This is a genomic window from Pseudomonas sp. Irchel 3H9 (assembly GCF_900187495.1).
Classification (GTDB): Bacteria; Pseudomonadota; Gammaproteobacteria; order Pseudomonadales; family Pseudomonadaceae; genus Aquipseudomonas; species Aquipseudomonas sivasensis.
In genome coordinates this window covers 365,284-388,754 of sequence record NZ_FYDK01000006.1, presented here as the reverse complement: position 1 = coordinate 388,754, position 23,471 = coordinate 365,284, and the positions used below count along the sequence as shown (strand labels likewise).

Annotated in this window: 25 protein-coding genes and 1 pseudogene; 16 read left to right on the top strand and 10 right to left on the bottom strand. The window is 62.5% G+C overall.

Going from position 1 to position 23,471, the window contains the following annotated elements:
• Nucleotides 1-567: 567 nt before the first annotated feature.
• Nucleotides 568-1,443, bottom strand: a complete 876-nt coding sequence (locus CKW32_RS22205) for an undecaprenyl-diphosphate phosphatase (protein ID WP_095186013.1) — start codon at nucleotides 1,441-1,443, stop codon at nucleotides 568-570.
• A 179-nt stretch (nucleotides 1,444-1,622) separates the two neighbouring features.
• On the opposite strand from CKW32_RS22205, the gene CKW32_RS22200 reads away from it, so the two are divergent.
• On the top strand, nucleotides 1,623-2,129 hold the full coding sequence (locus CKW32_RS22200; protein ID WP_032888441.1) for a GNAT family N-acetyltransferase: 507 nt from the start codon (nucleotides 1,623-1,625) through the stop codon (nucleotides 2,127-2,129).
• Here CKW32_RS22200 and CKW32_RS22195 read toward each other — a convergent pair.
• Nucleotides 2,107-3,051, bottom strand: a complete 945-nt coding sequence (locus CKW32_RS22195; protein WP_032888410.1) for a GlxA family transcriptional regulator — start codon at nucleotides 3,049-3,051, stop codon at nucleotides 2,107-2,109. The two genes, CKW32_RS22200 and CKW32_RS22195, sit on opposite strands and share 23 nt — an antisense overlap.
• 173 nt (nucleotides 3,052-3,224) lie before the next feature.
• Between CKW32_RS22195 and CKW32_RS22190 the strand changes: the two are divergent.
• The 3 genes and pseudogenes from CKW32_RS22190 (at nucleotide 3,225) to CKW32_RS22180 (ending at nucleotide 5,728) form a co-directional block, all read left to right on the top strand.
• Nucleotides 3,225-3,852, top strand: a pseudogene (locus CKW32_RS22190) (TetR/AcrR family transcriptional regulator).
• A complete protein-coding gene (locus CKW32_RS22185) occupies nucleotides 3,849-4,526 on the top strand; it encodes a type 1 glutamine amidotransferase domain-containing protein (RefSeq protein WP_095186012.1) in 678 nt (225 codons plus the stop codon). The pseudogene CKW32_RS22190 and the gene CKW32_RS22185 overlap by 4 nt, the downstream one beginning before the upstream one ends.
• Nucleotides 4,527-4,603: 77 nt before the next feature.
• The gene (locus CKW32_RS22180) at nucleotides 4,604-5,728 is read left to right on the top strand and encodes an alkene reductase (protein WP_095186011.1); all 1,125 of its coding nucleotides are present in this window, start codon (nucleotides 4,604-4,606) and stop codon (nucleotides 5,726-5,728) included.
• Between the two features lie 123 nt (nucleotides 5,729-5,851).
• On the opposite strand, the gene CKW32_RS22175 is transcribed toward CKW32_RS22180, so the two are convergent.
• Complete coding sequence (locus tag CKW32_RS22175; protein ID WP_095186010.1) at nucleotides 5,852-6,850, bottom strand: NAD(P)H-quinone oxidoreductase; 999 nt, start codon at nucleotides 6,848-6,850, stop codon at nucleotides 5,852-5,854.
• Nucleotides 6,847-8,073, bottom strand: a complete 1,227-nt coding sequence (locus tag CKW32_RS22170; RefSeq protein ID WP_095186009.1) for a YbfB/YjiJ family MFS transporter — start codon at nucleotides 8,071-8,073, stop codon at nucleotides 6,847-6,849. Before CKW32_RS22170 ends, CKW32_RS22175 begins: the two co-directional genes overlap by 4 nt.
• 112 nt (nucleotides 8,074-8,185) lie before the next feature.
• Between CKW32_RS22170 and CKW32_RS22165 the strand changes: the two genes are divergently transcribed.
• Together CKW32_RS22165 and CKW32_RS22160 are read left to right on the top strand one after the other, a co-directional pair.
• On the top strand, nucleotides 8,186-9,061 hold the full coding sequence (locus CKW32_RS22165; protein ID WP_032888423.1) for a LysR family transcriptional regulator: 876 nt from the start codon (nucleotides 8,186-8,188) through the stop codon (nucleotides 9,059-9,061).
• A 74-nt stretch (nucleotides 9,062-9,135) separates the two neighbouring features.
• Nucleotides 9,136-9,522, top strand: coding sequence for a DoxX family protein (locus CKW32_RS22160; protein ID WP_095186008.1), 387 nt, complete (start codon nucleotides 9,136-9,138; stop codon nucleotides 9,520-9,522).
• Nucleotides 9,523-9,565: 43 nt separating this feature from the next.
• Here the strand turns inward: CKW32_RS22160 and CKW32_RS22155 are convergent, their stop codons facing one another.
• Nucleotides 9,566-10,384, bottom strand: a complete 819-nt coding sequence (locus CKW32_RS22155; RefSeq protein WP_032888427.1) for an alpha/beta fold hydrolase — start codon at nucleotides 10,382-10,384, stop codon at nucleotides 9,566-9,568.
• 148 nt (nucleotides 10,385-10,532) lie between these two features.
• Between CKW32_RS22155 and CKW32_RS22150 the strand changes: the two genes are divergently transcribed.
• The gene (locus CKW32_RS22150) at nucleotides 10,533-11,600 is read left to right on the top strand and encodes an NAD(P)-dependent alcohol dehydrogenase (protein ID WP_032888429.1); all 1,068 of its coding nucleotides are present in this window, start codon (nucleotides 10,533-10,535) and stop codon (nucleotides 11,598-11,600) included.
• A 137-nt stretch (nucleotides 11,601-11,737) separates the two neighbouring features.
• Here the strand turns inward: CKW32_RS22150 and mntP are convergent, their stop codons facing one another.
• Nucleotides 11,738-12,301 carry a manganese efflux pump MntP gene (mntP, locus tag CKW32_RS22145; protein WP_032888431.1) on the bottom strand — a complete coding sequence of 188 codons (564 nt, stop codon included), beginning with the start codon at nucleotides 12,299-12,301 and terminating at the stop codon, nucleotides 11,738-11,740.
• Nucleotides 12,302-12,522: 221 nt separating this feature from the next.
• Complete coding sequence (locus CKW32_RS22140; protein WP_032888433.1) at nucleotides 12,523-12,834, bottom strand: hypothetical protein; 312 nt, start codon at nucleotides 12,832-12,834, stop codon at nucleotides 12,523-12,525.
• Nucleotides 12,835-13,051: 217 nt separating this feature from the next.
• On the opposite strand from CKW32_RS22140, the gene CKW32_RS22135 reads away from it, so the two are divergent.
• Genes CKW32_RS22135 through CKW32_RS22125 form a run of 3 tightly spaced genes read left to right on the top strand, consistent with a single transcriptional unit; the run spans nucleotide 13,052 to nucleotide 15,202 of the window.
• Nucleotides 13,052-13,696, top strand: a complete 645-nt coding sequence (locus CKW32_RS22135; protein ID WP_032888435.1) for a secretin and TonB N-terminal domain-containing protein — start codon at nucleotides 13,052-13,054, stop codon at nucleotides 13,694-13,696.
• Nucleotides 13,693-14,238, top strand: coding sequence for an RNA polymerase sigma factor (locus CKW32_RS22130; protein ID WP_032888437.1), 546 nt, complete (start codon nucleotides 13,693-13,695; stop codon nucleotides 14,236-14,238). The genes CKW32_RS22135 and CKW32_RS22130 overlap by 4 nt, the downstream gene beginning before the upstream one ends.
• Nucleotides 14,239-14,275: 37 nt before the next feature.
• On the top strand, nucleotides 14,276-15,202 hold the full coding sequence (locus tag CKW32_RS22125; protein ID WP_095186007.1) for a FecR domain-containing protein: 927 nt from the start codon (nucleotides 14,276-14,278) through the stop codon (nucleotides 15,200-15,202).
• Between the two features lie 935 nt (nucleotides 15,203-16,137).
• Here CKW32_RS22125 and CKW32_RS22115 read toward each other — a convergent pair.
• Complete coding sequence (locus CKW32_RS22115; protein ID WP_095186005.1) at nucleotides 16,138-16,740, bottom strand: prepilin-type N-terminal cleavage/methylation domain-containing protein; 603 nt, start codon at nucleotides 16,738-16,740, stop codon at nucleotides 16,138-16,140.
• Nucleotides 16,737-17,189, bottom strand: coding sequence for a type II secretion system minor pseudopilin GspH (gene gspH, locus CKW32_RS22110; RefSeq protein WP_095186004.1), 453 nt, complete (start codon nucleotides 17,187-17,189; stop codon nucleotides 16,737-16,739). Before gspH ends, CKW32_RS22115 begins: the two co-directional genes overlap by 4 nt.
• A 92-nt stretch (nucleotides 17,190-17,281) precedes the next feature.
• Here gspH and CKW32_RS22105 point away from each other — a divergent pair, with 92 nt between their 5' ends.
• Nucleotides 17,282-17,713, top strand: coding sequence for a type II secretion system protein N (locus tag CKW32_RS22105; protein ID WP_095186003.1), 432 nt, complete (start codon nucleotides 17,282-17,284; stop codon nucleotides 17,711-17,713).
• Here CKW32_RS22105 and gspI read toward each other — a convergent pair.
• A complete protein-coding gene (gene gspI / locus CKW32_RS22100; protein WP_095186002.1) occupies nucleotides 17,700-18,065 on the bottom strand; it encodes a type II secretion system minor pseudopilin GspI in 366 nt (121 codons plus the stop codon). The genes CKW32_RS22105 and gspI overlap by 14 nt on opposite strands.
• Before the next feature lie 148 nt (nucleotides 18,066-18,213).
• On the opposite strand from gspI, the gene gspG reads away from it, so the two are divergent.
• The 5 genes from gspG to gspD are packed head-to-tail and all read left to right on the top strand — an operon-like array spanning nucleotide 18,214 to nucleotide 23,425.
• A complete protein-coding gene (gene gspG / locus CKW32_RS22095; protein ID WP_032885405.1) occupies nucleotides 18,214-18,663 on the top strand; it encodes a type II secretion system major pseudopilin GspG in 450 nt (149 codons plus the stop codon).
• Between the two features lie 8 nt (nucleotides 18,664-18,671).
• Nucleotides 18,672-19,550 (top strand): type II secretion system minor pseudopilin GspK, encoded by an 879-nt coding sequence (gspK, locus tag CKW32_RS22090; protein WP_160016659.1) that lies wholly within the window; start codon nucleotides 18,672-18,674, stop codon nucleotides 19,548-19,550.
• Nucleotides 19,547-20,617 carry a type II secretion system protein GspL gene (gene gspL, locus CKW32_RS22085; protein WP_095186001.1) on the top strand — a complete coding sequence of 357 codons (1,071 nt, stop codon included), beginning with the start codon at nucleotides 19,547-19,549 and terminating at the stop codon, nucleotides 20,615-20,617. The genes gspK and gspL overlap by 4 nt, the downstream gene beginning before the upstream one ends.
• On the top strand, nucleotides 20,610-21,122 hold the full coding sequence (gene gspM / locus CKW32_RS22080) for a type II secretion system protein GspM (RefSeq protein ID WP_095186000.1): 513 nt from the start codon (nucleotides 20,610-20,612) through the stop codon (nucleotides 21,120-21,122). Before gspL ends, gspM begins: the two co-directional genes overlap by 8 nt.
• Nucleotides 21,119-23,425, top strand: a complete 2,307-nt coding sequence (gene gspD, locus CKW32_RS22075; protein ID WP_095185999.1) for a type II secretion system secretin GspD — start codon at nucleotides 21,119-21,121, stop codon at nucleotides 23,423-23,425. The genes gspM and gspD overlap by 4 nt, the downstream gene beginning before the upstream one ends.
• The last annotated feature ends 46 nt before the right edge of the window (nucleotides 23,426-23,471 follow it).

The following is a 23,471-nucleotide window of genomic DNA, read 5'->3' as shown; positions in this document are numbered from 1 at the left end:
CGTGGGCATGTTCTTTGTAGTGAGCGGGCTTGCCCCGCGCTGGGCTGCGAAGCGGCCCCAAACCCTGCCCCCGGGATTTACCTGAAGAAACGCGGTGTTCTCAATGGGGCCGCTTCGCAGCCCAGCGCGGGGCAAGCCCGCTCACCACAGAAGCAACTCATCTCAGAAGCAAACTCACCACAGAGGCAACTCATCTCAGAAGCAAGCTCACACTGGGCCGAGGCGTTGAAGCTGCAGGGGTTGATTCGCCAGGTTTGGAGCGATTGCCAAAGCCGGGTCTGAAGGCTGTATTACGAAAGTAGGCATATTCTTTGTGGTGAGCGGGCTTGCCCCGCGCTGGGCTGCGAAGCGGCCCCAAACCCTGCCCCCGGGATTTATCTGAAGAAATGCGGTGGTCTCAATGGGGCCGCTTCGCAGCCCAGCGCGGGGCAAGCCCGCTCACCACAGAAGCAACAGCAACTCATCTCAGAAGCAAGCTCACCACAGAGGCACCCCATCTCAGAAGCAAACCCACCACAGAAGCAATCTCCCCACCGAAGCCCGCTCATTCCTTAAGCGCACACCGCCTTACCCGGCCAATAACCCGGTACTCACCGCCACAATCAGGAACACCCCCAGCAGCGCCCGGTAGATTACGAACGGCCAGGTGGAGAACCGCTCCAAAAACTTCATCAGGCCCCAGATTGCAAAAAACGCCGAGACGCTCGCCACCACCAGGCCAAACAACAGGTGTGGCCAGGCGTGGGCCGGCAGGTCGGCGCGCAGCAGCACCCACAGTTCTTTCAAACCGGCCAGGGCAATGGCCGGCAGGCCCAGCAGGAAGGAAAACCGCGCGGCTTCTTCACGTTTGAAGTTGAGGAACAGCGCCGCAGTGAGGGTCGAGCCGGAACGCGACACCCCAGGAATCAACGCGCCAATCTGTGCCACACCGACGATCAGCGCATCGCGCAGGCGCATCTCGCTCATCTCGCGGGTATGCCGGGCACGCAGCTCGGCCGCCGCCAGTAACGCCGCCATCACCAGGCAGGAAATGCCGATCACCATCAAACCGCGCAATGGCGAGTTGCAGGCGTTCAACGTCGACGACAACGCCAGGCCGGCGATGCCAATAGGGATCGTCGCCAGCACGATCGCCACCGCAAGCTTGAACCAACGGTCGTTGTAGTCGCCCCGGCGCACCGCCCCGATGCTGCCCGTGGTCACCTGGCGCACATCGCGCCAGAAATAACTGACCACCGCCGCCAGTGCGGCCAATTGCATGGCCGCCGAAAAGGCCGAACCGGGATCCTGCCAGCCGAGCAGGGCGGGCACTACGCGCATATGGGCGGTGGAGGAGACCGGCAGCAGTTCGGTAAAACCCTGGATCACACCGAGGATAAAAATCTGCAGGTAATCCAGGGACGCAAAGCCCACATCCAGGCCGGCGGAACAGACGTTCGTCAAAATACGTGTCCTTGAGAAAAAGGGAGATTTCGGCGAAGTCTATTCGAAATGTTTCAGCGCTTCGGCAGGGCCAACGGCTATTTGCAATCGGTTCAGCAAGTAGAAAGGTTCGCGGCGCTATTGGACTGCGCCGAGGTTTTGTGAACAATGGCGCCCTGCGTTTTTTGATCGAGAGCCTAATGCCTGAAACTACAGTGGAACTGATCCAGACCGGCCCTGAAGCATCCGAGTTGATCCGCAATCTTTACCAGTACTACGCCTATGAGTCGTCGGACTGGGAGCAGGAAGATGTCGAGGCGGACGGCCGTTTCTATATCCATGACGAACACCTGACGCGCTACTGGCAAGACCCGCAGTGGAGCGCCAACCTGTTGCTGGTCGACGGCTATATCGCCGGCTTTCTGCTGATCGAAGGCAGTGAGTTGCCTGGCATCGACGCCCTGGAACTGGCCGACCTGTTTATCCTCAAGCGCTATCGCCGCAAAGGCATCGGCCGCGCCATCGCCACCCAGGTGCTGTGCAGCGGCGTATCGGATTGGTTGGTGCGGTTTTATGACCAGGACGAAGTGTCCCAGGCGTTCTGGCGCGCGGTGTTGGACAACCTGCCGCGCCCGGTGCAGACCATCGAGCTGGACGATGAGCCGCAGTTGGTGAGCTATTTGATTACGCGTGCGGCGCTGCATTAAACGCCTGCTGCATCGCTTGGGGCGGTTGCCCGAACGCCCGTAGAAACGCCTGACGCATGCGCTCGCGATCACCGAAGCCGGTTTCGCGGGCCACCACTTCAACCGGGTGACGACTGGTTTCCATCATCGCCCGCGCCGCTTCCACGCGCAGGGCTTCGATGGCCTTGGCCGGGGTTTGTCCGGTTTCTTCGCGGAACACCCGGCTGAACTGGCGTGGACTCAAACGGGCAACATCCGCCAGCGCTTCCACGGACAGGTCATGGGTGAGGTTCTCGCGGGCGTAGGCCAGGGCCAGTTGCACGCGGTCGGACTTGGGGTCCAGTTCCAGCAACGCCGACAATTGCGACTGCTCACTGCCGCGGCGCTGGGCGATCACCAGTTTGCGTGCAATGCGCCGGGCGAGGTCGCTGCCCAGGTCGTTCTCCACCATGGCCAACGCCATGTCCACACCGGCGCTCATGCCGGCGCCGGTCCACACTTGGCCGTCCACCACAAACAGTTTGTCTTCCTCCAGATGGATATCCGGGTAGCGCTTGCGAAACGCCGGGGCGTGAATCCAATGAGTGGTGGTGCGCTTGCCCTCCAGCAATCCGGCTTCGGCCAGCACAAAGATGCCCATGCACAACGAGGCCACTCGGCGTGATTGCGCCGAAGCGGCCTTGACCAACTCCAGCAGGTTGGCCTCCGGCAGGCGGAATTCCAGGTAGCCGCTGACGATCAGGGTGTCATAGCCCTCGGGCCGAATCGGCGAGGTGTTCACCGAAAAACCCTGGGAGGTCATCACCGCGCCGCCACGCTCTGACACCAGGTGAAATTCATAGGCGGGCTCGCCCCGCAACAGGTTCGCGCACTCGAACACCGAGCCCAGGCTGAGGCTCAGGGATTGAAAGTTCGGGTAAACCATCAGCGCAACGCTGTGCATCTTCATTCTCCAAGGGGCGCGGGAGGGTGGATTGTCGGCGCGTGCCGGGTAAACGGCAACCCGCCTCGGGCGATGTCCGGAATCCTTGCGTATCTGACATTGTGAGGGTTCGACTCGGCCCCTAACATTGCCTCAACGAACTAGACGACTGGTCTAATCGGTTGGAGTCAAGCATGAGCAGCGAAACCAAAAATACACGACAGACCATTCTGGATGCGGCGCAAGTGCTTGTCGGCCGCAAGGGATTTTCTGCGGTGGGCCTGAACGAAATCCTTCAAGCGGCCGAGGTGCCCAAGGGGTCGTTCTATCACTACTTCACCTCTAAAGATGGCTTCGGTGTTGTGTTGCTCGACACCTACTTCGACCACTACGTGCACGGCATGCAGCAGCTGTTCGACCAACCGGGTTTATCCCAGCACGCCAAGTTGATGCGCTATTGGGACGCCTGGATCGACAATCAGACCGGCTGCACCGAAGCGGGCAAATGCCTTGCCGTCAAACTGGGTGCGGAGGTGTCTGACCTTTCAGAGCCGATGCGTTTGGCCCTGCAACGCGGCACTTCGCGCACCATTGCATTACTCGCCGTGGCGCTGCAGCGCGGCGTTGAAGACGGCTCATTGCGGCTTCAACACCGCCCACAGGACTTGGCCCAGCAGCTGTATGCGCTGTGGCTGGGAAGCAGTGTCATGAGCAAGATCACCCTTACATCCGCGCCGTTTGATGAGGCGTTGCTGCTGACCCGACAGTTGTTGGGTCACCCTGAACACACTGACATTCACTGATCGAGGCACTGGAAAATGAAAGTATTAATGGTACTGACCTCTCACGACCAGCTTGGCGACACCGGCCGCAAGACCGGCTTCTGGCTCGAAGAGTTTGCCGCTCCGTATTACGCGTTCAAGGACGCCGGCGCAGACGTGGTACTGGCATCCCCAGCCGGTGGCCAGCCGCCGTTGGACCCGGTCAGCGACGAGCCGGATGCGCAAACCGAGCAGACCCATCGCTTCGCGGCCGACTCGGCGGCGCAGCAGGCGCTGGCCAACACCGTCAAGCTGGACACGGTCAACGTGGACGCCTTCGACACGGTGTTTTACCCAGGCGGCCACGGCCCGCTGTGGGACTTGGCGGAATCGCCGGTGTCCATCGCGCTGATCGAATCCTTTGAGCGTGCCGGCAAGCCGATTGGTTTTGTCTGCCACGCACCGGGCGCGCTGCGTCACGTCAAGGCGGTCAACGGTGACCCGTTGATCAAAGGCCGTCGCGTGACCGGTTTCTCCAACTCTGAGGAAGACGCCGTAGGCCTGACAAAGGTGGTGCCTTTCCTGATTGAAGATGAATTCAAGAAATTGGGTGGCAAGTATGAGAAGGGCGCCGACTGGGCATCCTTCGTTATCGTTGATGGCTTGCTGGTCACCGGGCAGAACCCCGGCAGTTCCAGCGATGTCGCCAAGGCCCTGCTGAAACTCACCGCTTAACTTAATCAACCGCTCGATTCGTTGGCGACTCTTTAGAGTCGCCAATGCTTTCGTGCGCCCAAAATTTGGAAAAACCCATGACTGACAACGTTTTAAGTACCCCGGTAAAACTGGGCAATCACACCCTGACTAACCGTGTCGTGCTGCCGCCGCTGACCCGCCAACGCAGCGCCCAGCCCGGCGATATCGCCACCGATCTGATGGCTGAGTATTACCGTCAGCGTGCCAGCGCCGGATTCATGGTCAGCGAAGGCACGCAGATTGAACCCCGTGGCCAGGGCTATGCCTGGACGCCGGGCATCTACAGCCCGGCGCAAATCGACGGCTGGCGCAAAGTCACCGACGCGGTGCATGCCGACGGCGGGGTGATCTTCGCGCAACTGTGGCATGTGGGGCGCGTGTCCCATAACGCCTTGCAGCCCGACGGCGCAGCACCCGTGGCGCCATCTGCGCTGGCGGCCTTGCAAGCCAAAGCTTTTATCGCCACCGGGCCTGGCACCGGCGAACTGGTGCAACCACCCGTGCCGCGTGCGTTGAGCACCGCTGAGGTCAAGCAACTGGTCGGGCACTACGCCCAGGCTGCGCGCAATGCGCTGGACGCAGGGTTCGACGGGGTGGAAATCCATTCGGCCAATGGTTATCTGGTCAACCAGTTCATCTCGGCCCATTCCAACACCCGCGACGATGAGTACGGTGGCTCACTGGAAAACCGTCTGCGCTTTCTGCGTGAGATCGTCGAAGCGGTCAGCGCCGTGGTCGGCCCGGAACGCCTTGGCGTGCGTTTTTCACCGTTGTTCAGCGGCACCGACGAAGACCGTGTGTACATCGGCCTGGTGGAAGAAGACCCGCACCACACCTACATCGAAGCGATCAAAGTGCTGCAAGCGTCAGGCATTGCTTATGTCTCCATCGCCGAAGCCGACTGGGACAATGCGCCCATCCTGCCCGACAGCTTCCGTGAAGCCGTGCGCAGCACCTTCAGCGGCCGCATTATCTATGCCGGGCGCTACACCGCTGAACGCGGCGCGAAACTGGTGGAAGCAGGGCTGGCGGATTTGATCGCGTTTGGTCGGCCGTTTATCGCCAACCCGGATCTGCCGCAGCGGATATTCAACGGGTGGCCGCTGAATCCGCTGCGTGAAGAGGGGATGTATGGTGGGGGTGAGGAAGGGTATATCGACTACCCCACGTACCTCGGGTAGTCATGCAACCAATGTGGGAGGGGGCTTGCCCCCGATGGCGGCAGGACAGTCACAGCATCATTGACTGACCCACTGCAGTCGGGGGCAAGCCCCCTCCCACATTTGCTATCTAGTGCCTGCTGGTTACACGACCCGCAAGACAATCTTGCCAATATGATCCCCACCTTCCATCCGCGCATGGGCCTGGGCCGCGTCGGTGTATTCGTACACCTTGTCGATGATCGGCAAGCAGCGCCCGGCTTCCAGTACCGGCCAAATGTATTCACGCAACTGTTCGGCAATCGCGGCTTTTTCATCCTTGCTGCGCGCGCGCAACAGCGAACCGGTAATCACCGCGCGTTTGCCGAGGATGGTCAGCAGGTCGACGTCGTTGGCCTTGGCGCCGCCGAGGAAACCCAGCATTACCAAGTGGCCGTCCATGGCCAGGGCCTTGAGATTGTTGTTGAGATACGAGGCTCCCATGATGTCTAGGATCACATCCACACCCTGGCCGTCAGTCTGTTGGGCAATGACGTCGGCGAAGTCCTGCTCGCGGTAATTGATCGGCGTGGCGCCCAGCTTCGCAATGGCCGCGCATTTGTCGGCGCTGCCGGCGGTGGCGAAAGCCTGGATGCCGAATTCGCGGCACAGCATCAACGCGGTCGTACCGATGCCGCTGGTGCCGCCGTGGATCAGCACGCGTTGGCCGGTGTGCGCATCGCCGAGGCCGAACAGGTTGGCCCACACAGTGAAGAAGGTTTCCGGTACGGCGGCGGCTTGAATCCAGTCCATGCCCTCGGGGATCGGCAAAGCCTGGCCGGCGGGCACCGCGCAAAACTGCGCATAACCGCCGCCATTGGTCAGGGCACACACCTTGTCGCCCAGGCTGAACGCGGTCACGCCGTCGCCCAGCGCCACCACTTCACCGGCCACTTCCAAACCCGGAATCGGGCTCATGCCGGGCTTCATCGGGTATTTGCCCGCACGTTGCAGGGCGTCGGGGCGATTCACCCCGGCGGCGTGCACGCGGATCAGGATCTCGCCGGGACCGGCCACGGGCACTTGCGCCTGGCGCGGTTGGAGCACCTCTGGGCCACCGGGCGCGGTGATTTCGATCAGGGTCATGTCGTTAGGGAGCATCATTTGAAGTTACCTGCAGCGATGAGCGTATGGGGTGGGACCGCGTCGGGCGGCCGGCGGTTCAGCAAAAGCATGACCAGTTCCAGTGCAAGGGCGACCACTATCGCCCCGGCCGCGATCATGAACAACAGCGCATGCTGGCCGCCGCTCGCATTGAACAGGGCTGAGTAAGCAAAGCCCGCGACCGCCTGAAAGGTGGCAAAGGACACCGTGGCACGGCTCCAGGCGACCTGCTGTTGGTGATGATTGGGGATCAGTTCGTGCACCCGCGCCAGCGCCAGCGGCACGATGCCCGGCGGGAAGGAGCCGAGGATGACCGCCAGTACCGCCAGGGCCGTAAACGAGCCGGCGAACGGCAACAAACCAACGGCAATCGCCTGCACCAGCAACACCACGCGGATGCTCAAGCGTGCGCCGAGCTTGTCTGCCAGGAACCCATAAGTGACGGGCCCCACAATCGAACCCAGGCCGTACATCACCCAGATCATCGCGCCGATATGCGCCCCGGCACCCAGGCCGCGGGCCACGTAATCCACCAGGAACACCATCGCCGGCACCAGGCCCGCCGCCATAAAGGCGTATTGGGCAAACAGCAGGTACACGCCAGCAGGGGTCGGCAACGTGCTGCCCGCCGGTTGCGGTGCTTCATGCTGCGTGCCGTTGGGCCAGGCGAACCAACTGGCGGCCGTCAGCACCACCGCCAACAGACCGAGACCGAACCAGGTCTGCTGCAAACCCAGGCTCAGCAGCGGTGGGACCAGTGTGCCCGAACCGGCAATTCCCAAACCGATGCCCAGGAAGATCGCGCCACTGGCCAGGCCTCGGCGTGCGGCCGGTACATGGGGCAACACGGTCGCGGCCACCAGCACCATGATCGCGCCACCGGCAATGCCCGACAGCAGGCGCCAGCCGAAGAACCACGTCACCGACAACGGAAAACCACAGGCAAAGAACGCCAGGGTCACCGTCACCATCATCAGACGCAGGGCGCTTCTGTTGGAGCTGCGTTGGGCGAGGGGGCGGCCTATCAGCGCGCCGATCAGGTAACCCACCAGGTTGGCGGCGCCGAGGTACACCACGTCATTGGCGCTGAACCAGTGGGCCTGGATCAGCGATGGAATCAACGGCGTGTAGGCAAACCGCGCCAGGCCGATGCTGACCAGGCTGGCGCACAGGCCGGCGAAGATGGGCAGCCAGACGGCGCTGCGTGCTTGAGTGTCTTGCATGGTGGCGGTCCTGAGTATTTTTCTCTGGCGCCCAGCATATCGAGGAACGTCGGTGCAATAATGCAGCGATTACACGGCACGGTGATGCAGATATGCAGCATAAGGAGTACGCATGAATTGGGATGACGCACGGGTATTTCTGGCGGTATGCCGCGAGTCCACACTGCGCGGTGCCGCACGGGTGCTGGGGGTGGACCAGGCCACCGTTGGGCGGCGGGTCAACGCCCTGGAAAAGTCCTTGAGCGCGACGCTGTTCCTGCGCACCTCCGAGGGCTACGCCTTGACCGCCGTGGGCGAAGCCGCGTTGCACTCGGTGGAAAAAATGGAGCGTTCGGCCCTGGACCTGGAGCGGCAGATCCAAGGCCTGGATGACCGCCTGACCGGCACCGTACGGGTCAGCACCACCGATTCCCTGGCCATCGACTTTATGATCCCTGCGATTGCGCGCCTCCACGCCCAGCACCCGGATGTGCGCGTGCAGTTGGACGCATCGACCCAGTTCCTGAGCCTGGCCAAACGTGAAACCGACATTGCCGTGCGCAACACCCGTCCCGACAGCCCCGACCTGATAGCCCGTCGCATCGCTCGATGGCCGCTGGGGTTGTTTGCTTCCCAGGCTTACGTCGATCGCCACGGGATTCCCGAGCCCGGCAGCCTGTTTGAAGGCCACGACCTGGTGGTCTACCAACCCTATCTGCAAACCCACAAAGACCTGACCCTGGTGTCCGAACCCTTGGGCCGTGGGCGCATTGTCGCGGCGTTGAGTTCCAGCCTGCTGGTGCGCCGCTCCATTGCCGCCGGGCTCGGTATCGGCGAGATCCCGGTGTACACCGGCGAGCGTGACGGCCTGGTTCGCCTTTGGCCCGAGCGCACGCGGCCGGTGCCTTATGACGTGTGGCTGGTGACCCACGCCGACCTGCGCCACACCGCGCGGGTGCGGGTAGTCATCGATGAAATCGTCGCGGGGTTTGCGGGAACGGGGGAGTAAAGGTCAGCACAGGCTTGCAATCTTGGGGGGCGCTCTGTGGACACAATCGATGTGTCAACCAACAGGGAACACCTATGAACGAATCAAGACATCAGGATCTGGGGCTGTTGTTTCTGCGGGCGAGCGGGGCGTTGTTCCTGCTGTGGGTACACGGCTTGCCCAAATTGCTCAATTACAGCGAACAACTGAAGCTGATCGAAGACCCGTTTCACCTCGGCGCACACGTCACGCTGCTGCTGGCGATTTTTGCCGAAGTGCTGTGCCCGTTGCTGATCCTTGCCGGCGTGCTGGTGCGCCTGGCATGCCTGCCCATCCTGGCGGTGCTGTTGATCGCCATGGTGGTCGTGCATCCAGAGTGGACGTTGTTTGAAGGGCAGTTTGGGTGGTTGCTGCTGATCCTCTTTACCAGCGTGCTGATCGCCGGGCCGGGGCGTTTTGTGCTCGGTCAGCGTTTTGCCTGAATAAAAAAAGCCGGGCAAGCCCGGCTAAATAAGGAGAGCGGTTTCAGCGCTTCAGGAACGCCAGCAAGTCTTCGTTCAACGCCTGGGCGTGGGTCACGGCAAACCCGTGGGGCGCATCTTTGTAGACCTTCAATTCGGCGCCCTTGATCATCTCGGCGGCCACTTTACCGGTGGTTTCGAACGGCACGATCTGGTCGCCATCGCCATGGATCACCAGGGTCGGCACGTCGATCTTGGCCATGTCCGGGCGGAAGTCGGTTTCGGAGAAGGCCGTGACGCAATCCACGGTCGACTTGAGGGACGCCAGCATCGCGATTTGCAGGGTCTGGGTCAGCGTACCTTCGGAAACGGTCTGGCCCTTGTTGATGCCGAAGAACGGCGTGTTGAAATCAGCGATGAACTGCGCACGGTCTTTCAGCAAACCGGCCTTGATACCGTCGAACACATCGGTCGGCACGCCCTGTGGGTAATCGGGCTTCTGGCCGAAGATCGGCGTCACTGCGCCCAGCAGCACCAGGCCGGCTACCCGGGCACTGCCGTGGCGTGCGATGTAGCGCGCAACATCGCCACCGCCCATGGAGAAGCCCACCAGGGTCACCTCCTTGAGGTCCAGGTGTTCGATCAACTGCGCGATGTCATCGGCGAAGGTGTCGTAGTCGTTGCCGGTCCACGGCTGGTCCGAACGGCCAAAGCCACGGCGGTCGAACGCGATGGTGCGGTAACCACGGCTGCTCAGGTATTCCATCTGGTATTCCCACATGTCGGCATCCAGCGGCCAGCCGTGGCTGAACAGCACGGGCTTACCGCTGCCCCAGTCCTTGAAGTAGATCTGGGTACCGTCTTTGGCAACGAATGTGCTCATGGAAAACTCCTGATTGAGGGGGCGAGAAGACTCTAGCTCACTATTGCCGTAAACCTGACGAAGGGCTTGTATGGGTGTGCTTGGTTGAACGGTTCAGCGTCTATGCTGGTCCACTGACCTCTACCGTCAGATCACACAGGTGAACGAAATGGCCAAGACTTACAGCTACGCCGCCCAGAACGCCAAGGATGTCCTCAAGCCCTTTACCTTCGAGCGCCGCGCGCCAGGGGCTGACGATGTACAGATCGACATCCTGTATTGCGGCGTGTGCCACTCCGACCTGCACACCGCGCGCAACGAGTGGAACAACACCCTTTACCCGTCGGTCCCCGGCCATGAAATCGTCGGCCGTGTGACGGCAGTCGGCGCCAATGTCAGCAAATTCAAGGTCGGCGATCTCGCCGGTGTCGGCTGCATGGTCGACAGTTGCCAGCACTGCGCCTCCTGCGCCGAGGGCGAAGAGCAGTACTGCGAGAGCGGTTTTACCGGCACCTACAACGGCCCGGTGTTCGGCGGTGAAAATACCTTTGGCGGCTACTCGGACAGCATCGTGGTCAAGGAAAAGTTCGTGCTGCGCATCTCCCACGACGATTCCAACCTGGCCGCCGTGGCGCCGTTGTTGTGTGCGGGCATCACCACGTATTCGCCGCTGCATCACTGGAAGGTCGGGCCCGGCAAGAAGGTCGGTGTGGTCGGCCTCGGCGGCCTCGGCCACATGGCGGTGAAGATCGCCCACGCTATGGGCGCTGAGGTCACGCTGTTCACCACCTCACCCAACAAACGCGAAGACGGCCTGCGCCTGGGCGCCGACCACGTGGTGGTGTCGAAGAACCCAGACGAAATGGCCAAGGTCGCCAACAGCCTGGACTTCATCCTCAACACCGTCGCCGCGCCGCATAACCTCGATGCGTTCCTTAATCTGCTCAAGCGTGACGGCACCATGACCCTGGTCGGCGCCCCCGACAGCCCGCACCCATCGCCGACCGTGTTCAACCTGATCTTCAAGCGCCGCAGCTTGGCCGGTTCGCTGATCGGTGGGATCCAGGAGACCCAGGACATGCTCGACTTCTGCGCCAAGCACGGGATTGTCTCGGACGTGGAGATGATCGACATCCAAGGCATCAACGAAGCGTATGAGCGGATGCTCAAGGGCGATGTGAAGTATCGGTTCGTGATCGATATGGAGAGTTTGAAGAAGGAAAGCCACGCGGCCTGAAAACTCGACCTCCAAGCCACCGTAGAACCCCTGTGGGAGGGGGCTTGCCCCCGATAACGGTAGTACAGTCACAGCATCATTGACTGACCCACCGCCATCGGTGGCAAGCCACCTCCCACATTTGTTATGTGTGCACGTCAGACCGAGAGATGCTCGTAAAGAATCGTCGCACCCACCAGCATCAACACCACGCCGCCGACCATCTCGGCACGCTTGCCCACCACGGTGCCCAGCACCCGCCCGAGCATCATGCCGATGGTCACCATGGTCATGGTCGCCAGGCCAATCGCGGCGGAGGCCACCAGGATATTCACGTCGACGAACGCCAGGCCAACACCCACTGCCATCGCATCGATGCTGGTGGCAAACGCCGTGACGGCGAGGATCATGAACGAGTGCTGGGTCGGTTTCTCGGCTTCTTCGTCATCGGCCTTGAGCCCGTTCCAGATCATGTGCAGGCCCAAACCGACCAGCAGGGTGAAGGCGATCCAGTGGTCCCAGCTTTCCACCCAACGGGTGGCCACGTGGCCGATCGCCCAGCCGATCATCGGGGTGATGGCTTCGATCACACCAAAAATCACACCGGCACGCAGGGCTTCGGTCAAACGCGGTTTGTGCAGGCTGGAGCCTTTGCCGATGGCCGCCGCGAAGGCGTCCGTGGACATGGCCAGGGCGAGAAGAATCAGGGAAATGGGGTTCACGGTGAGGCTTCCAGTCGGGCTATAGGACACAACGACACAACCACGCGCCCGACTTTAGGCATGGATGTGTCGCTGGTCTCACCAACCGAAAAACGGTGTTCGCACCACGGCAGGTTGCCGAATATGTTGATACGAACGCTTCCAACGGGGTCAGAAGCCGGTTACTCCCCAACGAGGTGGCCGATCATAGGGGGGCAAAGATGAAAATTTCGTCAAAAGGCTCACGGCCGTTGCGGCTTGACCGACGTACCAAACGTATTGCCCATGCGCACGCTGGTTGCCGCCGGGGTGGATAAGCCCACGGCGTTCGGCGGCCGCTGCTCGATAGAAAGATGCTGTGCCTCACGGTTTTTCTTCGCCGCTTTGGTTGCATTCGTGTCATTGCCCATTTGTTGGCCCAGGCAGCCGTAATCCGGCGCCTTGTACCCATCCACCGTGACCTCGGTGCAACCGCTTGGCGCATTGTCGGCGTGGGCGAGTAAGGGCAGGGCGGCGCACAGCAACAGGCTGGCGAGGGTCGGGAGCAGCTTCATCATGGCCTCCTGGCAGGCCCGAAGGAGTGGGCCGGTATGGCTTGAGAGTCTAGTGCAGCGGGCTTCTCGTCACCGTGATGTTTTTTTTGCTATCACCGTAACATCAGGTTCATAAACGGGCCTCAGGATGACGGTTTTCTAGGGCGCGTCGGCCGTGCAGCGATGCTACGCAGGGGGTGAACAGGGAGCCTGGAGGCGCGCCGTATGCGCCCTGGTCTTGCTGTTGCTGCTGGCTGGCGGCGGGGTTGCGCGAGCGCAGTCGCCGCTGTTGCTGCTGAACCTGCCCGCGCAAGACCTTGAACACGCCCTGCAGGCCTATAGCCGCGCGACGGGGATAGCGGTGCTCGTGGACCGCGAGTTGACGCAGGGCCGACGCTCCCTCGCCGTGCGCGGTCGCTTCACGGCGCAGGAGGCTCTGGCGATGTTGCTGACAGGGAGCGGCCTGATGGCACGTTATGCACGCAGCGATGCGTTTACCTTGCAGTTGCCCGAGGTCAGCCAACCGCCCCCGGCGCATGGTGCGGCGGCCCGCAGTGCTGCGCGGATCAATAACAGCTACGCCACGGCCTTGCAGCAGGCCATCGAGACCAGCCTGTGCCGTTCGCCCCTGACTCGGCCCGGCAGTTTTCGTGCGCTGGTGCAGGTGTGGGTCAACCGCGACGGCATGATCGAACACAGCCGGCTGGTCAGCTCCACCGGCGATGAACAACGCGATGAAGCACTGGTCCGCAGCTTGGGCGCTGCACGGGTGGAACGCCCGGCGCCGAGTTCACTGCGTCAACCGGTGACTTTGCTCTTGATGCCCGACACCACAGGAACACGCATGGAATGCACAGCCGTAAAAGGAGCCTCGGGCGGATGAAAAATACCGGGCACAGCACGATGGTCAGCTTGTTCCTGGCCTCTTACGAAGATTTCAAGGTGCGTTTGCGCAAGCGTCTGGGCTCGGAGGACCTGGCCAATGACGTGTTGCACGAAACCTACCTGCGAGTCGACCGCATGGAGATGCCGCCGAACCTGGCGCAACCCAATGCCTACCTGTACCGCATGGCCCTGAACATCGCTGCCGACCGCCGCGAGGCCGACGCCCGTTTGCTGACCGGCAGCGAGGTGGAAGAACTGCTGCAAAGCGCCGACGAAGCCCAGGACCCGTCGCGGGTGGTGGGCGGTCAACGTGAAATCCAGTCCCTGGTCAAAGCCCTGTATGAACTGCCCTCGCGCCGACGCAAGATCCTGATCGCCGCCCGCCTGGAAGAGGCGCCGCACCTGGAAATCTCCCAGCGCTTCGGCATTTCCACGCGCATGGTCGAGAAGGAAATCAAGGCCGCACTGGGTCATTGCGCCAAACGACTGGAAAGAAAAGTGATCCAGCGGTTCGGTCCCGGCGCCGGAAAACCGTCTTAGTGTTGAGTCCCTGATAAAACCGTGAGTATGTGCGCGCTTGAACATTTTTAGCCTCTCCATCGCTCGGCAATCCGCCGCCAGCCCCTTGCACGATGAAGCCCGCGACTGGCTGCTCCTGCTGACCTCGGGCCGCGCCACCGTGGCCGATGCCAAGGCCCTCAAAGCCTGGTGCGCCCAGAGCGCGGAGCATGCCCAGGCGTTTGAGCAGGCGAAGGGGTTGTGGCAGCAGTTGGCACCGGCGCTTGAGCAACCGTCTGCGCCGCGTCAGTTCGGGCGTCGCGCATTTCTGGGGGCCGCGATTGCCGCGTCGGCGGCGGTGGTGATGGTGCGCGTCGGCGTGCCGGGCGGGTTTTCCGGGCTGACGGCGGACTATCGCACTGAGGTCGGCGAGCAGCGCCAGGTGCTGTTGAGTGATGGCGTGAGCCTGGAACTCAATACCCAGACGCGCATCAGCCGGGTGGGTCAGGGGATTGAATTGCTCGAAGGCGAGGTCGAGGTCGTCGCCCATATCGCGCAGCCGCTCAAGATCCAGGCCGGGGAGGGCTGGGTCAGTGCGGCGCAGGCGCGGTTCAATGTGCGTCATACCGATCACAGGGTGTGTGTCACCTGTATCGAAGGGTCGCTGTCGGTGGACGTGGGCGGCAACAGCGTGAGTTTGGGCCGTGGTCGGCAAATGAGCTACGGCGCTGCCGAGGTCAGTGACGTGATCACCGTGGATACGCAGTCGGTGGTGGCCTGGCGTGAGCAGGTGCTGGTGTTTGACAACGCGACGTTGGCGACGGTGGTGGATGAGATCAACCGCTATCGGCCGGGGATGTTGGTGTTGCTTAACAAGGAGCTGGGGCAGCGGCGGGTGCAGGCGCGGTTTAGTTTGCAGCAGTTGGCGGGCGTGGCGTTGTTGATACGGGATGCTTATGGGGCTAAGTGTACGGAGTTGCCTGGGGGGGTTGTTTTGTTGAGTTGAGGGTTGTGGGTGTACATATCCGTTATTTAGGTAACGGCTGCTTGTGGTTCCGCTCTTACAGCGGGTCACTTTTGTAAAGGCACAAAAGTAACCAAAAGGCCTTCGCCCCACCACTCGGTGCCTCGCCTAGGCTCGGCATGCCCGTAATCCGACATTGATTTGGGGGGCCGCCGCCACGCGCCATCCATGGCGCAGGGCGGCTAAACCGGCATCCCTGCCGGTTTACCCCCCAAATCAACGTCGGATTCCGGCCATCGTGGTTGACGGGGCGATTTCAGATCAAAAGCAAGAGCGCGGCGGCCTTAGAGCCGACCGGGTTCTCAGCTCCAACTCCGTCCAAATGTGGGAGGGGGCTTGCTCCCGATGAGGGTGTGTCAGTTGATGCAGTTGTGACTGACCCACTGCCATCGGGAGCAAGCCCCCTCCCACAGTTTGATCTCCATAGATCAGACAGATAGGTTCTAGCCTGCTGTTCTGCTGTCCCGCTTTTGCTCTGCTTTTGCTCTGCTTTTGCTCTGCTTTTGCTCTGCTTTTGCTCTGCTTTTGCTCTGCTTTTGATGTGCTTTTGATGTGCTTTTGATGTGCTTTTGATCTGGCTCTTACATCCTTTTCGCTGACGAAGTCAGCGGTCTTTTGATCTGCGCTTTTGATTGTGATCTTGATTTTGATCCTAGGCGCCCCGTCAAACACGCTGGCCGCACGCAGGCTTGAATCCGTGGGTAACCCGGCAGGACGCCGGGTTAGCCGCGCTGGGCCATGGATGGCCCATCGCGGCGGCCCACGGATTCAAGCCGGAGTGCGGGCACACCGAGCCTAGGCGAGGTGCCGAGTGTTGGGGCAAGAGCCCTTTGCTTACTTTGGGGCTTTTCCAAAGTGAGCCGCCGTAAGGGCGGAACCCTAAGCGGCCATCACCCAAATAACGGATATGCCCCCAATCACTCCCCCACCCGCAAAGGCCCCAAAACCTGCCGATACCGCTCAACCCCCTGAGCGGTCTGCCTGACCAGCCTAACCTCCAACCCCAAAGGATCCCCCCGCCGATTCCCACTCAACTGCCGCCAGCCCTTATCCGTCTCCCACCCCCGTACCTGCAAATCGCTCACCCCCGTCAACACCACCACGCCATCCTTGGCCGCCGGCAACGGAAACCGATCCCGCGCAGGCGCCGCCGCGCGATACAGGTTGTCGCCCTTGAGCCACCAACGCACCCGTTGCAATCCATCCCCAGCGACCGGTGCACGACGAATCACGTCCAACTCAAACCCCTTGCTGTCAGAGCTGCGCACCGTCACCGCGGCCAGTCCATCGGCGTCGTCTGTCGGTGCGGTCAGTTCGACGCTGGCCCTGAGGCTGATGTCCCGCTGCAGCTGGTTCAGCACTCGCAACAGCGCCTCAGTCTGTTCCGTGCTCGCCTGCAGGTGATGATCAGCGCGGGTCACGCTGTCGAGGCCGCGCCAGGCGATCAGGCTGACCACCGCCATCAACATGATCGCCACCATCACTTCGATCAGGGTGAAGCCTTTCTGCGATGAACTCATGGCTGGCTCACCACGCGCATCAAACCGGCGGCATCGCGTTGCAGGCTGAGGCTGTGTTGCCCGTCGGACAGCACCACACGCACGGGTGGGTTGATCCACTCGGCATCGAGCACCAGGGTTTGCCGGGGTTCGATGTTGATTTGCATCGGCGTGCTCTCCCATAAGCGTGGGCGCAATTGGGCATCGCTCTGGAACGCCTCCATGCCCATCCCGTCATCACGGCGACGGTTGAAGCGAAACCCCTTGGCATCGGCGCGCCAGGTAATCGGGCGGCCGTCGGCGCGGGCTTCGGCCTGGGCCACTTGCAGCAGTTGGCTCAGACGCTCGGCGTCTTTGCGCAGCAGGTGCAGCGGGTCAGGCTTGATGCTCAGGCTGATGGCCGCGCTGGCGATGCCGATGATTACCAGCACCACCATTAGCTCGATCAGGGTGAAGCCGTGCTGTTTCATCGTGGGCACCTGCTGAACTGGCGAGGTTGTGAAATAAAAACGTGCGAATTGGCCTGTACGCTGGAGACACGGACAAACAGGAGGTCCCACTCATGGCTTTTTCCCTGCGATTTTCACCCGCCCAGGGCGTGCAGATCGGCGCGTTGCTGGCGGCTTTGGCTGGCGGGGTGGTGTGGACGCCGCTGCTACTCACGTCCGCCGAATCCCACACGCCCCAGGCCACCCCGCAGGCTCTGGCGGCGCGCAGCGATAACCCGGCGCTGCAATGGTTTGCTAATGTGCCGACGGCGTTGCAGGTCAAGGTCACTGGCGTACTCGCTGGCGCGCGCGGTGCGGTGGCGATCCTCAGCCTCAACGACGGCCCGCCGCGCAGTTTTCTTTTGGGTGAACGCCTCAGCCCTGGCGTGCGGCTGACGGCTATCGAAGGCGATGGCGTGGAGATTGAGCGCGGTGGCGAGAAGCTGCGCGTCAACCTCGATAAGTTGCCGGATGCCCCTGCGTTGCCGCGCCTCACTCGGCCATGACCTGGGTGGCGAGCCGCGCCAGGGGCGGCGCCTCACGGCTGGCGTCGAGCACCAACACGCTGATTTGAAAGAGCGGGCCATCGGCGCTGACGGTCTGTTCGCACCGCAGCTTCAAGCGGCCCTGGTCGCACTCGAAGGTCTTCTTGCCGCTGCGCAGGCCGCCCTCCAGGCGCACCTCTGCCAGACGACTTTGGGCCGCCAGCAACGCCATCGACTTATCCCGCAGCAGCCCGTTGCTCTGGGTCATCAATCCGGCCACACGCACAGCGGCGGCCATGGCCATGGCAATGATCGCCAGCGCCACCAGCACTTCAATCAGGGTAAATCCTTGCTCGTTGCGATGGCCGTACATGGCGCTCTCAAAGCCCGTAAACAGGCCCGCAGACTAGCGCCGCGAGTTGACCGATTGGCGACCGAACCTCCCGAGGATTTTCAATACGACTGACATATGTTCTTGCAACACTGCGCCACGAAATGCACCCAACCCAAGGAATGTCGAGATGGATATCGCGCGCCTAACGTCCCCATTGCCAGGCCCTCGCGGCCAGCGTGGCTTTACCTTGATCGAGATCATGGTGGTGGTGGTCATCCTCGGGATTCTGGCGGCGATGGTGGTGCCCAAGGTGCTCGACCGGCCGGACCAGGCGCGGGCCACGGCGGCCAGGCAGGACATCGGCGGCTTGATGCAGGCGCTGAAACTCTACCGCCTCGACCACGGCACTTACCCGAACATGACCCAGGGCCTGAAAGTGCTGGTGGAACGCCCGGCGGATGCCAAGACCAACACCTGGCGCGCCTACCTTGACCGATTGCCGAATGACCCGTGGGGCCACCCGTATCACTACCTCAACCCGGGCGCCAATGGTGAAGTCGATGTGTTCTCCCTCGGCGCCGATGGCCAGCCGGATGGCGATGGCGTGAATGCCGATATTGGCTCCTGGCAGTTGTAAGGCGCGCCATGAAACAGTATTCGCCCCCAGTGGCGAAGCAGCGCGGCATGGCGATTATCAGCGCGTTGCTGATCGCCGCCGTGGTCGCGGTGATCGCCGGCGCCATGCTCACGCGCCAGACCGTGTTTACCCGCAGCCTGGAAGCCGAGCAGATGCGCACGCAGGGTCAGTGGCTGTTGCAGGGGGGGCTTGAACGCAGCCGACAGATGCTGTGGGAGGCGCGCCAGAAAGACGTGCTGACCCGCCTTGACCAACCTTGGGCCCGCGCTCAGGGCGGCACATTCGAAGGTCGGGTTGAAGACGAGCAGGGCAAGTTCAACCTGCGCAACCTGGTCAATCGCCAGCGGGTGGATGCCGAGCAACTGCAGAGTTTTGAACGCCTGTGCCGCCTGATCGGTGTTGACCCGGCGGTGAGCCGGCGTATCAGCCAGCGGGTCATCGCGTCCTATGCGCAACTCGATACGCCCGCCAAGTACCCGATGCTGCGCAGCCTGGACGACTTGAGCGGTGTCGAAGGCCTCGACGCCGTGGTGTTGCAGCGCATGCAGACCTATATCAGCGTGCTGCCCGACATGACTTGGGTCAACGGCAACACCGCCCGCGCCGAAGTGCTCAGCGCCGTGGTGCCCCAACTGAGTCTGTCCCAGGCCCAGGCGCTGGTGGCTGAACGTGACGGCGGGCATTGGTTTATCAACCGGGGGGATTTCGTCAATCGCCTGCACTTGCCCCAGGTGGCGGTGGACTCAGTGCAGGTCGGCATCACCAGCGAGTGGTTTCGCCTGCAAGGCCAGGCGCGGCAGGAGCAACGTCGGGTGACCCTCGATGCGCTGCTGCACCGTCCGGAAAATCGCCGGCCCCAGGTGATCTGGTCGCGGGTGGGCGTATGAAACGCTTGCGCATTGCCTTGCCGCCGCTGGCTGAATTGAGTGTGGATAGCCGGGTGAAATGGGCCTGGTGGGAGCGTGGCACGGTGGTCTCTGAAGGTCATGAGAGCCTGGCGCAATTGGGCAAGGGCCGCCACGCGGTGGACTGCTTTCTGCACCCCTGCGACAGCCTGCTGACAAGCCTCGAATTGCCGCCACTGCCTGCCGCCAAAACCCATGCCGCCGTGGCCTGCGCGGCCCAGGCGTTGATCCTCGGCCCAGTGGAACAGATGCAAGTGGCTCACGGCCCGCGCGAAAGCGATGGCCGCGTGCAGGTTGGTTGGGTGCCGAAGGCTGGGCTGGAACGACTCAGCCAGGTCCTGGCGCAGGCGCCACTCAAACTGCGCGGCCTGTATCCCGCGCCCTATGCCTTGCCGGTAGGGGCTGCGGCGTTGGATGAAGGCTATTTGTTGACGCGCGACAGCCTGCAACAAGCGGCGGTGCACCCGCTGGGTTTGCAGGCGCTCGATGTGCCGCTGGTGGACGCGGCGCAGCGTTGGGCCGGTGCCGTGCCGAGCTGGGGCCTGCACGCGCGTCTCAGCCAAGCGTCCAGCGGTGGCTGGGGCAGGGCGCTGGGCTGTGTCGCGTTGGCTGCCGTCGTGTGGACGGTCGGCCTCAACCTGTACGCCGCCCGCCAGGCGGATGAAGGCCAGCGGCTCAAGGCGTTGATGAGCCAGCAGGTGCGCCAGGCGTTTCCTGAATTGCCGGTGGTGCTCAACCCGTTGCAGCAGGCCCGTCAGCAAGTGACTGCACGCCAGACTGGCGCCGCCGCCGACCCCGGCCAGCGCTTTCCCAGCCTGCTGCAACTGGTGGGCAGCCATCTGCCGTTTATGGTGGGCAGCGTCGACACCCTGACCTTTGAGCAGGGCCGATTACACCTGGAACTGCTGGCTGACAGCCGCAGCCCGGCGGCCGAGGGCGAGTGGCAAGCCGCGTTGGCCCAGGCAGGTTTTACCGCCACACGGGACGACCATGGGTGGAGCATTGCGCCCGCGCAGGTCGCGGAAAAACCTGGAGCCGGCGATGAATAAATGGCACCGCGTACGCAGCCAGACCCATGTGTTCTGGAACGGCCTGGCCCTGCGTGAAAAACGCATGCTGGTGGGGGCCGGTCTGGTGCTGGCGAGCCTGTTGACCTGGCTGATTCTGGTCCAGCCCGCGTTTAAAAAGATCGACTATTGGCAAGCCGAAACCCCCAAGCTGCGCGCCCAGGCTGCCGCGTTGCAGGTGCTGTTGCAGGACGTCACAGCACCTCGGCCCGCCGACGAAGCTGCGCTGCGCCAGGCCTTGGACAGCGCCGGTCTGCGCGAGCATTACCAGTTGCAGGCGCTGGATGCTGGCGGTTGGCGCCTGACCTTCGACAACGCGCCGGCGGACGCTGTGATGGGCTGGTTGTTGGGCAATCCCCGAACCTTTTCTCTGGAAGTGTCCGAGGCACGTTTGCAGCGTGCCCCGGACACCGTCGACACCTCGGCCGGCACTGTGTCCGGGACCGTTCGCATGGATCAGGCGCTTGGCGCTAAGGAAGCTTCATGAAGTGGTCAGTCCCCCCGTTTCGTATGGCCGCGCCACTGCTGTTGCTGGCGCTCAGTGCGTGCAGCACCCAGCAGGCCACCAAGCCGTTGTTGGTGGACAGCGAACTCGGCCAGCCGTTGGCCGAGACCCGCCGCGGCGGCGATACCGTGCTGGATCGCCAGCGCGAACTTGTCCCCAAACCTGCCATACAGCACCGGGTGACCAACAGCGCCCGAGGCCAGGCCCCGACGACCGTCAAGGCACGTAATCCGCTGGGCGACCAACCGGTGCAGCTCAATTTTGTCGACGCCGATATTCAGGCCGTGTTGCGCGCACTGTCCCGTGCTACCGGTCAGCAGTTCCTGGTGGACCCACGTGTCAAAGGCAACCTGACCTTGGTCAGCGAAGGCCAGGTCCCCGCGCATCAGGCCTACGACATGCTGTTGGCGGCGCTGCGCATGCAGGGGTTCAGCGTGGTTGATGTCGGCGGCGTGGCCCAGGTGGTGCCGGAGGCCGATGCCAAGTTGCTCGGCGGGCCGATCTACAGCGCCGGCAGCAGCGGCATGCAGACCCGTACCTTCCGCCTGCAATACGAAAACGCGGTGAACCTGATCCCGGTGCTGCGCCCCATCGTGTCGCCAAACAACCCGATCAACGCCTATCCCGGTAACAACAGCATTGTCATCACCGACTACGCGGAAAACCTCGCGCGGGTCGCGCAGATCATCAGTGGCATCGACACGCCCAGCGCCATCGACACTGACGTGGTGCAAATCCAGAACGGCATTGCTGTCGATATCGCGGCCATGGTCGCCGAGCTCCTGGAAACCCAGGGGGCCGACCAGACCCAGAAGATCAATGTGATTGGCGATCCGCGTTCCAACTCCATCATCATTCGGTCCGGCAGCCCCGAGCGCACGGAGCTGGCGCGCAACTTGATCTACAAACTCGACAACGCCCAAAGCAACCCCAGCAACATGCACGTGGTGTACCTGCGTAACGCCCAGGCGGGCAAGCTGGCCCAGTCGCTGCGCGGGTTGCTGACCGGCGAGAGTGACGCCGGGGTCAGCGACGAGGCGCGCAGCAAACTCAGCGCCATGGGCGGCAATGGCCAGAACGCCACGCAAGCCAGCAATGCGCAGAACAGCAGTGGTACGCCCACCGGCAGTGGGGTGCAATCGAGCTATGGCCAGGATTCACCCTCCACCGCCAGCCCGTCCAAGGATCAGGACACTGCGTTCAGCGCCGGCGGCGTAACCATCCAGGCAGACGCCACCACCAACACCTTGCTGATCTCCGCGCCGGACCCGCTGTACCGCAACCTGCGGGAAGTGATCGACATGCTCGATCAACGCCGCGCCCAAGTGGTGATCGAAAGCCTGATCGTCGAAGTTGGCGAGGACGACGCCACGGAATTCGGCGTGCAATGGCAGGCCGGCAACCTGGCGGGCAAAGGCGGGTTTGGCGGCGTCAACCTCGGCGGCAGCGGTGTGAATGGCACGCCCGCCAGTCCTACCAGCATTGATGTGTTGCCCAAGGGCCTGAACATTGGCCTGGTCAACGGCACCGTGGATATTCCAGGGATCGGCAAGGTGCTCGACCTCAAGGTGCTGGCCCGCGCCTTGAAGAGCAAGGGCGGCACCAACGTGCTGTCCACGCCCAACCTGCTGACCCTGGATAACGAAGCGGCGAGCATTTTTGTGGGGCAGACGATTCCGTTTGTCACCGGCAGTTATGTGACCGGCGGCGGGGGCACCAGCAATAACCCGTTCCAGACCGTGCAGCGTGAAGAAGTGGGGCTCAAGCTGAACGTGCGCCCGCAGATCTCCGAGGGCGGCACGGTGAAGCTGGATATCTATCAGGAAGTCAGCAGTGTGGATTCCCGGGCCTCGGTGGCAGCGGGCACGGTGACCAACAAGCGCGCGATCGATACCAGCATCCTGCTGGATGACGGGCAGATCATGGTGCTGGGTGGGTTGCTGCAGGATGGCTATAGCCAGAGCAACGACGCGGTGCCGTGGCTCTCGGATATTCCGGGGTTGGGGGCGTTGTTTCGCAATGAGAAGCGCAGTGTGAGCAAGACCAACCTAATGGTGTTTTTGCGGCCTTACATCATTCGCGACAGTGGGGCGGGGCGCAGTATTACCTTGAACCGCTATGAGTTTATGCGTCGGGCACAGGGTGGGTTGCAGCCGGAACACAGTTGGGCGATGCCGGATGTGCAGGCGCCGCAGTTGCCTTCGGTGGAGAAGGCGATTCCGGGCGGGCAGCAGCCGGGTCCGAGGGCGGTGATTCGGGCTGTACCGGTAGGTGCACGGCCATGAATCCAAATGAAGATCTGAATGTGGGAGGGGGCTTGCTCCCGATGAG